Below are 13,924 nucleotides of genomic sequence, written 5' to 3' on the forward strand. Positions count from 1 at the left end.
AGTGTAATTATTTAGTTGCTTGGTGTGTATGTAGCTGGCTGAGCGGTTAACTTGTGTTAGGCAAAAAAAACCGCCGACCCCGGGAGGTTGACGGTTGTTTGAACAAGCGCCTGATATTACTGAGCAGCCAGTGTCACATCCCGCATCGGCTTACCACGCACCGGTGCATCACCGGCCACGTAGTAATCGGCCGTGCTGCGCGGCAATGGCTTGCGACCACGGATCTTGTCGGCGATTTTCTCGGCGATCATGATCGTTGGCGCGTTCAGGTTGCCGGTGGTGATGATCGGCATGATCGAGGCATCGACCACGCGCAGACCTTGCATTCCGTGCACTCGACCTTCGCCATCGACCACGGCCATGTCGTCGGTGCCCATTTTGCAGGAGCATGACGGATGGAACGCGGTTTCGGCGTGTTCGCGGATGAACTTGTCGAGCTGCTCATCGGTTTGCACGTCGATGCCCGGGCTGATTTCGCGGCCACGGAAAGCGTCCAGCGCAGGCTGTTGCATGATTTCACGGGTCAGGCGGATGCCGTCGCGAAATTCCTGCCAGTCCTGCTCGGTAGCCATGTAGTTGAACAGGATGCTCGGGTACTCGCGCGGGTCCTTCGACTTGGCCTGGATGCGACCACGGCTCGGCGAACGCATGGACCCCATGTGCGCCTGGAAACCGTGCTCTTTCACGCCGTTGCTGCCGTTGTAGTTAATCGCGACCGGCAGGAAGTGGTACTGGATGTTCGGCCAATCGAATTCCGGACGGGAACGGATGAAACCGCCGGCTTCGAACTGATTGCTGGCGCCGATACCGGTGCCGTTGAACAGCCACTCGGCACCGATGGCCGGCTGGTTGTACCAGAGCAGCGACGGGTACAGCGAGACGGGTTGGGTGCAGGCGTATTGCAGGTACAGCTCGAGGTGATCCTGCAGGTTTTCGCCGACGCCTGGCAGGTCATGGACCACCGGGATGTCGAGCTTGTTCAGCAGTTCGGCCGGGCCGACGCCGGAGCGTTGCAGGATCTGCGGCGACGCGATGGCGCCGGAGCACAGCAGCACTTCTTTACGGGCGCGGGCTTCAACGCGCTCTTCAGCGGCGCCGATCAGGTAACGCACGCCGACCGCACGCTTGCCTTCGAACAGGATCTTGTCGGTCAGGGCGTGGGTAACGATGGTCAGGGTCGAGCGCTTTTTGGCAGTATCCAGGTAACCGCGAGCGGTGCTGGCGCGACGGCCGTTCGGCGTCACGGTACGGTCCATCGGGCCGAAGCCTTCCTGCTGGTAACCGTTCAAGTCTTCGGTGCGCGGGTAACCGGCTTGTACGCCGGCTTCAACCATGGCGTGGAACAGCGGGTTGTTACCAGCCTTCGGCGTGGTCACGCTGACCGGACCTTCGCCACCGTGGTAGTCGTTCGGGCCGATGTCGCGGGTTTCGGCCTTGCGGAAATAGGGCAGGCAGTTCAGGTAGTCCCAGTCTTCCAGACCTGGAAGCTTGGCCCAGTTGTCGTAGTCCATCGCGTTGCCGCGGATGTAGCACATGCCGTTGATCAGCGAAGAACCGCCGAGGCCCTTGCCGCGACCGCATTCCATCCGACGACCGTCCATGTGTGGCTCAGGATCGGTTTCGTAGGCCCAGTTGTAGCGACGGCCTTGCAGCGGGAACGCCAGGGCGGCCGGCATTTGTGTGCGGAAATCGAGACGATAATCCGGGCCGCCCGCTTCGAGCAGCAGGACGGTGACGCCTTCGTCTTCAGTCAGACGGGTCGCCAGGGTGTTACCGGCGGAGCCGGCACCGATGATGATGTAGTCGAATTCTTGGGACATTGAATGCACCCTCTTTGAAGTTGGTCAGGTCTGGCGAGTGCTGCGCACTCGATCGCGGGCAAGCCCGCTCCCACAGGGATCGGGGTTGCCACAGATTTGGTGGGCAACACCAAACCTGTGGGAGCTGGCTTGCCAGCGAAGGCGGACCCGCTGGCAATACAAGACCCGGGTCTTAGAACACCGAGGCGTAATCGCCCAGCTCAACCTGTACCGATTTGATGCGTGTGAAGTTGTTCAGCGAGCTGATGCCATTCTCACGACCAACACCCGACTGCTTGTAGCCGCCGACCGGCATCTTCGCGTCGGACTCGCCCCAGGCGTTGATCCAGCAGATACCGGCTTCCAGTTGATGAATCACGCGGTGAGCGCGGTTCAGGTCCTTGGTGACGACGCCTGCGGCCAGGCCGAAGTCGGTGTCGTTGGCACGACGGATCACTTCTTCTTCGGTTTCGTAAGTCAGGATCGCCATCACCGGGCCGAAGATTTCTTCGCGAACGATGGTCATCTCGTCGGTGCAATCGGTGAACACCGTCGGTGCCACGAACGCGCCTTTGGCGAATTCGCCTTCGGTCAGACGGCTGCCGCCGCACAGAACGCGAGCGCCTTCTTCCTTACCTTTGGCGATGTAACCCAATACGCTTTCCATGTGGGCGAAGCTGACCAGCGGGCCGAAGTTGGTGTTTTCGTCTTCCGGGTTGCCGATGCGGATACGGGCAACGCGCTCGGCGATCTTGGCTTCGAAAGCGGCTTTCAGATGAGTCGGTACGAACACCCGAGTGCCGTTGGTGCAAACCTGGCCGGAGCTGTAGAAGTTGGCCATCATCGCGGTGTCGGCGGCGCGATCGAGATCGGCATCGTCGAAAATGATCAGCGGGGATTTGCCGCCCAGTTCCATGGTCACGTCTTTCAAGGACGAAGCGGAAGCGCTGGCCATGACCTTCTTGCCGGTGTCGGTGCCGCCGGTGAAGGAGATTTTTTCGATGCGCGGGTGCTCGGTCAACCAGGTGCCGACTTCACGGCCGCTGCCGGTCAACACGTTGAACACGCCGGCTGGCAGGCCTGCCTCGGTGTAGATCTCGGCCAGTTTCAGCGTGGTCAGGGACGTGACTTCGCTTGGCTTGAAGATCATCGCGTTACCGGCCGCCAGGGCGGGTGCGGATTTCCACAGGGCGATCTGGATCGGGTAGTTCCACGCGCCGATGCCGGCGACAACGCCCAGCGGCTCGCGACGGGTGTAGACGAAAGACGTAGTGCGCAGCGGGATCTGCTCGCCTTCGATGGCGGGCACCAGGCCTGCGTAGTATTCCAGCACGTCAGCGCCGGTAACGATGTCGACGTACTTGGTTTCGGAGAACGACTTGCCGGTGTCCAGGGTTTCCAGGGCGGCCAGTTCATCGTTGCGCTCGCGCAGGATGTCCACGGCGCGACGCAGGATGCGCGAACGCTCCATGGCGGTCATCGCAGCCCAGATTTTCTGGCCCTTTTCGGCGCTGACAACGGCGCGCTCGACGTCTTCCTTGGTCGCACGTTGTACTTTTGCGAGGACTTCACCGTTAGCCGGGTTGATGGCTTCGAAAGTGGCGTCGCTGCTGGCGTCGGAGTAACCGCCATCGATGTAGAGTTTTTGCAGTTCGAAACGGGCCATAGTGTCCTCGCAAGTGCATAAGTGGTTGGCGTAGGCCACCGCGGTGAAGCCATACAAGTGTGGCAACACCGATCGGCAGCAGTTCAGGGGTTGAGCGTTTATGTGTGCTCTAACTCACCTGCTTGGCCAATTGGAAATCCATGTATTCGTAAGCGATCCGGTGCGCCTGCTCCGTGTCGAAAGCATCTCCCGACAGCGCCCCCCGCAACCACAAACCGTCAATCAACGCCGCCAGGCCCCGGGCTGCACTGCGCGCATCATCGAGCGGCAATACGCGGCGGAACTGGCAGCACAGGTTGGAATACAGACGGTGATCGTTGATCCGCTGCAACCTGTGCAAAGACGGGTGGTGCATGCTGGTGGCCCAGAAGGCCAGCCAGGTTTTCATTGCCGGGCCATTGACCTGGCTGGCGTCGAAGTTGCCTTCGATGATCACCTGCAGATGCGCCCGCGGGCTGTCATCTGTCAGCGCCTGACGGCGCACGGTGACGTTCTCGCTGAGGACACTCATCAGATACTGCGCCGTGGCAGCGATCAGGCCGTTCTTGTCCTGAAAATAGTGACTGATGATGCCATTCGAGACACCGGCCAAACGGGCGATCAGCGCAATGCTGGCGTCCCCCATTCCGACCTGATCAACCGCCTGCAATGTGGCTTCGATCAATTGCTGGCGGCGGATGGGTTGCATACCGACCTTGGGCATCTTGCACATCTCCTTAGGCCTTCCGGCGGACGTAAAACGTCTATCGGATTGAGGGCCAGTCTATTTTGTTTTGATTGAACGTTCAATCAACAAAGAATAAGATCTGCGACAAATCGTCGCTGCTTACAGATTTTTCCTACGTGTAAATGGCGATAAACCGACATCCAAAGCGGCTCGAAACCCCTACGCCCCGGCGTTCCGGGCTTCGGGCTTTTTTCGGGGTGTCTTTATATCACCCGTCGGTCGGCTGCCAACTAACCGATTGGTCGGGTACCGCGTTGCCTTGTGTTCTTCTCTCGCACTGCCTGGAGCATCTGTGCCATGAGTTCTGCCTCTCTAATAAAGACCCCGCCCGAGAAGGTGACGGTCAACGGTTGGGTGTTCTACACCTCTACCGCGCTGATTTTGCTGTTGACCGCCATTCTGATCATTGCCCCGCAAGAGGCTGGCAGATTGCTCGGCATCGCCCAGGCGTGGCTGTCCCGCAGTTTCGGCTGGTACTACATGGTGGTGATCGCCGCTTACCTGGTATTTGTGGTCGGCCTGGCGTTTTCGTCCTACGGCAAGCTCAAACTGGGCAGCAAGGATGACACCCCGGACTTCAGCTATGGTGCCTGGGCGGGGATGCTGTTCTCGTCGGGTATCGGCATCTCGCTGTTGTATTTCGGTGCTTCCGAGCCGCTGGACCACTACTTCAATCCGCCGGAAGGCGTTTCGGCCAGCAACATGGCCGCGCGTCAGGCGGTGCAGCTGACTTTCCTGCACTGGGGTCTGCACGGTTGGGCGATCTACGCGCTGGTCGGCCTGGCCGTGGCGTACTTTGCTTATCGGCACAACCAGCCGCTGGCGTTGCGTTCGGCGCTGTATCCGCTGGTCGGTGAGCGTTGGGTCAAAGGCGCGGCCGGTCACGCGGTGGACGGCTTCGGCATGTTCGTGACCCTGCTGGGTCTGGTGACGAACCTGGGGATTGGTTCGCTGCAAGTGTCGTCGGGCCTGGAAAACCTGTTCGGCATGGAGCACAGCAACACCAACCTGCTGATCGTGATCATCGTGATGAGCACCGTCGCGACCATCGCGGCCGTGTCCGGCGTGGAAAACGGCATCCGTCGCCTGTCCAACCTGAACATCGTGCTGTTCAGCGGTCTGCTGATTTTCGTGCTGCTGTTTGGCCCGACCCTGCACTTGCTCAACGGTTTCGTGCAGAACGTGGGTGACTACCTCAACGGCGTGGTGCTGAAGACGTTCGACCTTTACGTCTACGAAGGCGACAGTGAGAAGTCCGACCGCTGGTTGGGCCTGTGGACCCTGTTCTACTGGGCCTGGTGGATTTCCTGGGCGCCATTCGTGGGCATGTTCATCGCGCGTATTTCCCGTGGTCGCACGGTGCGTGAATTGGTGGCCGGCGTGCTGCTGATTCCGTTGGGGTTCACCCTGGCGTGGCTGTCGATCTTCGGTAACTCGGCCCTGGACCTGGTGATGAACCATGGGGCGGTGGAGCTTGGGAAGACGGCGCTGGAACAGCCGTCGATGGCGATCTACCAGTTGCTGGAGCATTACCCGGCGTCGAAGATTGTGATCGGCGTGTCGATCTTTGTCGGTTTCGTGTTGTTCCTGACCCCGGCGGATTCCGGCGCGGTGATGATGGCCAACCTGTCCTGCAAGGGTGGCAACGTTGACGAAGATGCGCCGCACTGGCTGCGGATCTTCTGGTCGGTGGTGATTACCCTGGTGACCATCGGCCTGCTGTTCGCCGGTAACTTCGAAGCCATGCAAACCATGGTGGTGCTGGCCGGTCTGCCGTTCTCGGTGGTGCTGGTGTTCTTCATGTTCGGCTTGCACAAGGCCATGCGCCAGGACGTGCAGATCGAACAGGAGCAAGCGGAACTGGCGGCACGCGGTCGTCGTGGCTTCAGCGAGCGTTTGACCCAGTTGGACCTGCAACCGAACCAGTCTATCGTTCAGCGTTTCATGGACAAGCAAGTCAGCCCGGCGCTGGAAGACGCGGCGGTGCAATTGCGCGCTCAAGGCCTGGACGTGCAAACGTTGCTCGGTAAGTCCAAGCGTTGCATGGGCGTGCGCATCGAGATGGAAGAGGGCAACCCTTTTGTCTACGAAGTGAGCCTGGATGGCTATCTGGCTGCGGCGAGTGACACGGTGTCGGCTGAAAGTGCCGATGAGCCGCGCGCCCGTTACTACCGCGCCGAGGTGTATCTGCACAACGGCAGCCAGGACTACGACTTGATGGGCTTCACTCAGGATCAGATCACTCGTGACGTGCTCGATCAGTTTGAAAGCCATCGGCAGCTCCTTGGCCGGGTGTATAGCTAAGTTGAGAGGGGCGCGGTGTTTCAGTGACACCGCGTCGCCTTCATCGCGGGCAAGCCCGCTCCCACAGGGTTTTGTGTCGAGCACAAAAATGCATCTCTGACTCGGTACCTGTGGGAGCGGGCTTGCCCGCGATGGGGCCATCAGCCGCAACCTGATTGACCCGATATCCCATAAACAAAAACGCCGCGATCCTCTCGCGGCGTTTTTGTGTGTGCTGCCTTACCCCAGGTTCTTGCCGAGCAGCGCGTGATACAGCTCGCTGTCACCGAGAATCCCGACCACATGATTGTTGTCGTGTAGCACCAGTTTGTTGCCGGTCTGATAACGAATCAGCAGCGCATCGCGCATGCCGATGTTCGAGTCCACCAGCGTCGGCCGACGTTCCAGGCCTTCAACCGCCTGCCCCGGGATCCAGTTCTGCAGGTCCAGGCTCGCACCGTTCTGGCGTGCGCCTTTGATGGTGTTGCCTTCCGCCAGGTCCAGCCACGAATCGCCGCCCGGATCCAGGCAGACCGAACCGTTGATGCGCTTGCAGTTGTCCAGGGTGCGCATCAGGCTGCGACCGCACAAAACGTTCAGCGGATTGGTGTGGGCAACGAAGGTCCGCACATAGTCGTCCGCCGGGTTGAGGACGATTTCTTCGGGTTTGCTGTATTGCACGATCCGACCGTCTTTCATGATCGCGATACGGCTGCCCAGCTTCAGGGCTTCATCGAGGTCGTGACTCACGAAGACGATGGTTTTGTTCAGCTTGCTTTGCAGCTCCAGCAGCTCGTCCTGCAGGCCTTGGCGGATAAGCGGGTCGAGGGCCGAGAACGGTTCGTCCATCAGCAGAATGTCGGCGTCCATCGCCAGCGCGCGGGCCAGGCCTACACGTTGTTGCATACCGCCGGAGAGTTCGTCGGGCTTCTTGTTGCGCCACTGAGTCAGTCCCACCAGCTCAAGCTTTTCGTCCACCAGTTTGCGGCGTTCTTTCTCGGGGCGGCCCTGCATTTCCAGACCGAAACTGATGTTCTCGCGCACCGTCAGCCACGGCATCAGGGCGAATTTCTGGAACACCATGGCGATGCGTTTGGTGCGCATCATTTTCAGTTCCGCCGGGGTACAGGAAGCAATGTCGATCTGCTTGCCTTCGTGCTCGACGAACAGCTTGCCGCGGCTCACGGTGTTGAGGCCGTTGATGCAACGCAGCAGACTGGATTTGCCAGAGCCGGACAGGCCCATCAGCACGCAGATTTCGCCTTTCTCGATATCCAGGCTGGCCTTTTCGACACCGACAATCTGCCCGGTCTTTTTCAGGATCTGGTCGCGGGTCATGCCCTGGTCGAGGAGCTTGAGCGCCTCACGCGGGTCCTTGGAGAAGATTACGTCGACGTCTTCGAAGCGAATAATGCTCATGCGTCACCCCCTACTTTAGCGTCGGGTTGTTTGCAGATACGGTCGAGCATGATCGCCAGCAATACGATCGCCAGGCCGGCTTCGAAGCCGAGGGCGATATCAGCAGTGTTCAGTGCGTTGACCACGGGTTTGCCCAGGCCGTCGGCGCCCACCAGTGCCGCGATCACCACCATCGACAACGACAGCATGATGCACTGGGTGATACCGGCCGCGATGCTTGGCATGGCGTGGGGCAGTTCAATCCGTGAGAGCAGTTGACGGCGCGAGCAGCCGAAGGCTTTGCCGGCGTCCATCAGTTCCTGTGGAACATCGCGAATGCCCAGGTAAGTCAGGCGGATGGGCGCGGCAATCGCGAACACCACCGTGGAGATCAGACCAGGGACCACACCCAGACCGAAGAGGGTCAGGGTAGGAATGAGGTAAACGAAGGTCGGTACGGTCTGCATCAGATCGAGCACCGGACGCATCACGGTGTAGAACATCGGTTTGTGCGCGGCGACGATGCCCAGTGGCACGCCGATGACCACGCAGACCAGGGTGGCGAACAACACCTGGGCGAGGGTTTCCATGGTTTCCTGCCAGTACCCCAGATTGAGGATCAGCAGGAAGGAGGCGATGACGAAGACCGTCAGTCCCCATTTTCGTTGAATGAAGTGTGCCAGTAGCGCGATGAGGCCGATCAATGCCAGCGGGTTGAACCAGGTCAGCGCGAAAGTCACGCCGTGGATCATCGTTTCCAGGGACACGGCAATGGCGTCGAAGGTGTTGGCGCCGTGTTGCGTCAACCATTCAACGAAGCCCGCGATGTACTGGCCTAAAGGGATTTTCTGATCAATCAGCATGGTAGTGAACGTCCGCATGCAAGGAAATAAACAGCCCGGACGACCGAAGCCGTCCGGCGTAAGCGATGCTTCTTAATTCAAGGCTGCGCGAGCTTGGCTTTAACGGCCTCCAGGCCTGGTTTACCGTCAATGGTGGTCACGCCAGCGAGCCAGGTATCGAGCACCTGTGGATTCTTTTTCAGCCAGGCCTTGGCGGCCGCGTCAGGCTTCATTTTGTCGTCCAGGACGTTGCCCATCAGCGTGCTTTCCATGTCGAGGGTGAACACCAGGTTTTTCAGCAACTGTCCAACGTTGCTGCATTCCTGGGCGTAACCCTTGCGGGTGTTGGTGAAGATGGTCGCCTGACCGAAGTTGGGGCCGAAATAATCGTCGCCGCCGGTCAGGTACTTCATCTTGAAACGCGTGTTCATCGGGTGCGGTTCCCAGCCCAGGAACACCACGGCGGTGTTGCGGCGCTGGGCGCGATCGACTTGCGAGAGCATGCCTGCCTCGCTGGACTCGACTACCTTGAAGCCGGCTGCTTTCAGGCCGAAGGCGTCCTTGTCGATCATGCTCTGGATCAGACGGTTGCCGTCGTTACCCGGTTCGATGCCGTAGATCTTGCCGTCGAGTTCTTTCTTGAACTTGGCAATGTCGGCGAAATCCTTCAGGCCTTTGTTATACAACTCTTCGGGGACGGCGAGTGTGTATTTTGCGTTTTCCAGGTTGGCGCGCAGGGTATCCACGGTGCCAGTATCGCGGTAGGCCTTGATGTCGTTTTCCATGGTCGGCATCCAGTTACCCAGGAATACGTCCATGTTCTTGCCATCGGCCAGCGACTTGTAGGTCACCGGCACGGAAATCATGGTGGTTTTGGTTTTGTAGCCCAGGGCATCTAGGACGACGCTGGTGGTGGCGGTGGTGACAGTAATGTCAGTCCAGCCGACATCGGAGAAGTTTACGGTACTGCACTGAGCGGGTTCTGCGGCTTGAGCCAGTAACGGCAGACTCAGCATGGCGGCCAACAACAACGACGGGGAACCTTTCATGGATGGACTCCTTGGTGTTTTTTTTGGCAGTGTTCCGACTGTGGACCACCGCACTTATAGGTTGCGGTTGGATGGCGTTTTGGAGACATCTCTACCACGGCGCCTTGCAATCGAGTCGATACGATCATGTACCAGTGAAAATCTGACGCCTACAGGGTGCGTCGTATCCAGTACAGGGATGGTCGCATCCAGTGTCGGTGACGTCGTTTACAGATTTTTTCAGGCCCTTTTGCCGTTCTGAACCGCAAAAAAACGGCGGAAATGCTACGTAAAAGACCTGCGGCGTTGCTGGGCATGAGTGCGTCGGTGTGAGACGTCGAACCACACGATAAAAGCCTGATGATGCGGCCATCCCGACGGATTGCAGCTTGAGCGTAGCAGCTCCGTCACCGGGCGCTTCTGCGCCTGGAGTTGGCATATCCAGGAGTTCGGCAGTAATGGCTATCAGCGTTTTCGACCTGTTCAAAATCGGCATCGGCCCTTCCAGTTCGCACACCGTAGGGCCGATGCGCGCCGCGGCGCTGTTCGTGCAAGGTTTGCGTGAGCAGGGTCTTTTGGAACAAGTGCGGCGCATCGAAGTTCAGCTTTATGGTTCGTTGTCGGCCACCGGCATCGGTCACGGCAGCGACAACGCGGTGATCATGGGCCTGATGGGTGAGTGGCCGGATGCGATCGATCCGTCGCAAATCGGCATTCGCATCGAAACCCTGCGCGAAACCCACACGCTGCTGCTCGACGGTCGTTTATCAGTGCCGTTCATCTGGGCCCGGGACATGCGCCTGATCGACGAAAACCTGCCATTCCACCCCAACGCCATGACCCTGATTGCCGAAGGCGATGAGGGCGAGCTGCATCGCGACACTTACTATTCCATCGGCGGCGGTTTTGTCGTCGATGAAGCGCAAGCCTCCAGCGGCGTGGTGGATCTGGATCGCACCGAGTTGCCGTACGAATTCTCCAGCGCTGTCGAACTGCTCAGCCTCTGCAAGCAGCACAACCTGCGCGTGGCTGAATTGATGATGGCCAACGAGAAGGTCTGGCGCAGCGAAGACGAAATCCGCGCCGGGCTGATGAAGCTCTGGCGGGCCATGCAGGATTGCGTCGAGCAAGGCCTCAAGCACGAAGGCATCCTGCCCGGAGGTCTGAACGTGCGCCGCCGTGCGGCCAAATTGCACCGTAGCCTGCAAGAGCTGAACAAGCCCAACGTCATCGGCTCGACCCTGAGCGCGATGGAGTGGGTCAACCTGTTCGCCCTGGCGGTCAACGAAGAAAACGCGGCCGGTGGGCGCATGGTTACGGCGCCGACCAATGGTGCTGCGGGGATCATTCCGGCGGTGTTGCACTATTTCATGAAGTTCAGCGAGGTGGTGACGGAGGCCAACGTGGTCGACTACTTCCTCAGTGCCGCAGCGGTGGGGATTCTGTGCAAGAAGAACGCCTCTATTTCCGGTGCGGAAGTCGGTTGCCAGGGCGAAGTCGGTTCGGCGTGCGCGATGGCGGCGGCGGGGTTGGCGGAGATTCTCGGCGCCACCCCGGAGCAGTTGTGCAACGCAGCGGAAATCGGCCTTGAGCACAACCTCGGACTGACCTGCGACCCGGTCGGCGGGCTGGTGCAGGTGCCGTGCATCGAGCGCAATGCGATTGCTGCGGTGAAAGCGATCAACGCGGCGCAGATGGCGTTGCGCGGCGATGGTCAGCACTTTATTTCGCTGGACCGGGTGATCCGCACCATGCGTGATACCGGGGCGGATATGCATGACAAATATAAAGAGACATCGCGGGGTGGGTTGGCGGTGAGTGCGGTGGAGTGCTGATTCCGCGTCGCCCCAATCGCTGGCAAGCCAGCTCCCACAGGGATCTCTGGTGTGAAGGCTATCTATGCCACACAGCAGAACCTTGTGGGAGCTTGCCAGCGATAGCGTCAGACCAGTCAAAACTGCGCGCTAAGTGAACACAGGAATTGAAACGCGCCACGTTTTGGCGCGTCGCTTACAGATAAGCGACTTCCCCTGATCAGGAACCCAGTCTGGCCATTACCGCCTGTCACCTGTGCTTGCGGTGACACTCTCCCTCAGGTCGCCGTAGCCCTGTTCCCACAAGTGCTACCGATTTGCTCAAGCCCAACGGGGCAGAGCGCTTTCTACCGTTAATGGCACTTATAACCCCCACTCTGCGCACGGCTTATATAGACACGCCGCGACGTCGTTTTCAGGAGTTATTGAACGTGCATTCAATTTTAGGCATGGCATTTGCTCTGTCATTACAAAGCCCGTCTCCCACGCGAGAACGATGGCAATAACAAGAGCCTCCGCCTGAGGCCATCACCCGCTTTGTGTGAGGAGATACCGCGATGACGACGTTCAACTCCGGGGCCCAACCCCAGAACCGTGCGCCTCAATCCATCGGCTTTCTGCTGCTGGACAATTTCACGCTGATTTCTCTGGCCTCCGCCGTAGAACCTCTGCGTATGGCCAACCAATTGTCCGGTCGCGAGCTGTATCGCTGGACCACGCTCACCGTCGACGGCGGTCAGGTCTGGGCCAGTGACGGTCTGCAGATCACCCCCGACGCCTCCATGCACAAAGCACCCCCCATGGACACCATCATTGTCTGCGGCGGTATCGGCATTCAGCGCACCGTGACTCGCGAACACGTCTCATGGCTGCAAAGCCAGGCGCGTCAATCCAAGCGTCTCGGTGCGGTCTGCACCGGCAGCTGGGCCCTGGCCTGCGCCGGCCTGCTGGACGGTTTCGATTGCAGCGTGCACTGGGAATGTCTGGCCTCGATGCAGGAAGCTTTCCCGCGCGTTGTCATGAGCACGCGCCTGTTCACCCTCGACCGTAACCGTTTCACCAGCTCCGGCGGCACCGCGCCGCTAGACATGATGCTGCACTTGATCAGCCGTGATCATGGGCGTGAACTGTCGGCGGCGATTTCGGAGATGTTTGTCTACGAGCGCATCCGTAACGAACAGGATCACCAGCGCGTGCCGCTCAAGCACATGCTCGGCACCAACCAGCCGAAGTTGCAGGAAATCGTCGCGCTGATGGAGGCCAACCTGGAAGAGCCGATCGACCTCGACGAACTGGCGGTGTACGTCGCCGTGTCCCGTCGGCAACTCGAGCGATTGTTCCAGAAGTACCTGCACTGCTCGCCGTCGCGTTACTACCTCAAGCTGCGCCTGATCCGTGCCCGGCAGTTGCTCAAGCAAACGCCGATGTCGATCATCGAAGTGGCGTCGGTATGTGGCTTCGTGTCCACGCCGCACTTCTCCAAGTGCTACCGCGAATACTTCGGCATTCCACCGCGTGACGAGCGCGTAGGGTCCAACACCACGCAACAAGTGGCGATGATGCCGCTGCCGCAAGCATTGGTGCTGTCGCCGTTGTCCGGGCCGTTGTCGGCGTTGAGTCAGGCGCGCAACGAGTCGACATTCGCCAGCGTAAGGCTTTAAATCGAGGCGATTTCATCGCGGGCAAGCCCGCTCCCACAAGGGTTTGGGCGGATCACAAATCTGCAATCCGCCCCAAAAAACTGTAGGAGCGTGCTTGCCCGCGATGGCGTCTTATCAGGCGCGATGGCTTTGTTGGTATTGCGCCAACGCCGGCAGCAGTTGCTTGTCGATAGCCTGACGCACCGCCGGCAAAATGGTCGCGCTGCTGGTGTACATCTGCTTGACCATGGTGCGCAGTACTATCGCCCGTTCATCGTTCAATCCTCGCACCGCGCACTCGCAAGCCTGCTCGGCGGTGGAGCCGTTCGGAACTTGAAAGCCCAACGATTTCAGCTGGCCCAACAGGTCTTCCTGGTCAATCAAATCGGCGTGCATCATGACGCAATCCTTCTTCAGGGAACGGTGTCGTGGTTCGATTCTCGTAGGGGCTGTTGGCGTCGGCAAGGACGATTTGTCGCAATGGCCGCAATACCTATGAACAGGTCGTTTTCGGCTAACTTTCGAGAGGGCAGAGTGGGCACACTGGATTCAGCTGGCTTCACGAAGGTTTGGTCACCCTCGCGCAACGGCTCCTCAACAGTACCCACCTCTGCCCCGATCCTGTCACGGCTTGATCGGGGCTTTTTTTGTCTGTGGGTGCGGGAATTGGGTGTTGCCTGTGCGACCGCCATCGCTGGCAAGCCAGCTCCCACAGGACTGGGGTGGC

General features: G+C 59.6%; 10 protein-coding genes. 3 read left to right on the plus strand and 7 right to left on the minus strand.

Features of this window, described 5'->3' with window-relative positions; all coding sequences use genetic code 11:
- Nucleotides 1-116: 116 nt before the first annotated feature.
- The 3 genes from betA to betI form a co-directional block, all read right to left on the minus strand.
- Nucleotides 117-1,820, minus strand: a complete 1,704-nt coding sequence (betA, locus tag F8N43_RS15175) for a choline dehydrogenase (protein ID WP_150653982.1) — start codon at nucleotides 1,818-1,820, stop codon at nucleotides 117-119.
- A gap of 172 nt (nucleotides 1,821-1,992) precedes the next feature.
- Complete coding sequence (betB, locus tag F8N43_RS15180; protein WP_150633754.1) at nucleotides 1,993-3,465, minus strand: betaine-aldehyde dehydrogenase; 1,473 nt, start codon at nucleotides 3,463-3,465, stop codon at nucleotides 1,993-1,995.
- A gap of 109 nt (nucleotides 3,466-3,574) precedes the next feature.
- Complete coding sequence (gene betI, locus F8N43_RS15185; RefSeq protein ID WP_150633755.1) at nucleotides 3,575-4,168, minus strand: transcriptional regulator BetI; 594 nt, start codon at nucleotides 4,166-4,168, stop codon at nucleotides 3,575-3,577.
- A gap of 378 nt (nucleotides 4,169-4,546) precedes the next feature.
- On the opposite strand from betI, the gene F8N43_RS15190 reads away from it, so the two are divergent.
- The gene (locus F8N43_RS15190; RefSeq protein WP_224787833.1) at nucleotides 4,547-6,496 is read left to right on the plus strand and encodes a BCCT family transporter; all 1,950 of its coding nucleotides are present in this window, start codon (nucleotides 4,547-4,549) and stop codon (nucleotides 6,494-6,496) included.
- A gap of 219 nt (nucleotides 6,497-6,715) precedes the next feature.
- Here F8N43_RS15190 and choV read toward each other — a convergent pair whose 3' ends face one another.
- The 3 genes from choV to F8N43_RS15205 all read right to left on the minus strand — a co-directional run bounded on the left by choV (nucleotide 6,716) and on the right by F8N43_RS15205 (nucleotide 9,764).
- Nucleotides 6,716-7,894 (minus strand): choline ABC transporter ATP-binding protein, encoded by a 1,179-nt coding sequence (choV, locus tag F8N43_RS15195; protein ID WP_150633757.1) that lies wholly within the window; start codon nucleotides 7,892-7,894, stop codon nucleotides 6,716-6,718.
- Complete coding sequence (choW, locus tag F8N43_RS15200) at nucleotides 7,891-8,736, minus strand: choline ABC transporter permease subunit (RefSeq protein ID WP_150633758.1); 846 nt, start codon at nucleotides 8,734-8,736, stop codon at nucleotides 7,891-7,893. The genes choV and choW overlap by 4 nt, the downstream gene beginning before the upstream one ends.
- A gap of 77 nt (nucleotides 8,737-8,813) precedes the next feature.
- A complete protein-coding gene (locus tag F8N43_RS15205) occupies nucleotides 8,814-9,764 on the minus strand; it encodes a choline ABC transporter substrate-binding protein (protein WP_150653983.1) in 951 nt (316 codons plus the stop codon).
- A gap of 437 nt (nucleotides 9,765-10,201) precedes the next feature.
- On the opposite strand from F8N43_RS15205, the gene F8N43_RS15210 reads away from it, so the two are divergent.
- Together F8N43_RS15210 and F8N43_RS15215 are read left to right on the plus strand one after the other, a co-directional pair.
- Entirely contained in the window at nucleotides 10,202-11,578 is a 1,377-nt protein-coding gene (locus F8N43_RS15210) for an L-serine ammonia-lyase (protein ID WP_150633760.1), read from the plus strand.
- Nucleotides 11,579-12,114: 536 nt separating this feature from the next.
- Nucleotides 12,115-13,218, plus strand: a complete 1,104-nt coding sequence (locus tag F8N43_RS15215) for a GlxA family transcriptional regulator (RefSeq protein ID WP_150633761.1) — start codon at nucleotides 12,115-12,117, stop codon at nucleotides 13,216-13,218.
- 114 nt (nucleotides 13,219-13,332) lie between these two features.
- On the opposite strand, the gene F8N43_RS15220 is transcribed toward F8N43_RS15215, so the two are convergent.
- Nucleotides 13,333-13,596, minus strand: coding sequence for a hypothetical protein (locus F8N43_RS15220; protein WP_150633762.1), 264 nt, complete (start codon nucleotides 13,594-13,596; stop codon nucleotides 13,333-13,335).
- Nucleotides 13,597-13,924: the final 328 nt, after the last annotated feature.

Source organism: Pseudomonas fluorescens (genome assembly GCF_902498065.1).
Taxonomy (GTDB): Bacteria; Pseudomonadota; Gammaproteobacteria; order Pseudomonadales; family Pseudomonadaceae; genus Aquipseudomonas; species Aquipseudomonas fluorescens_BJ.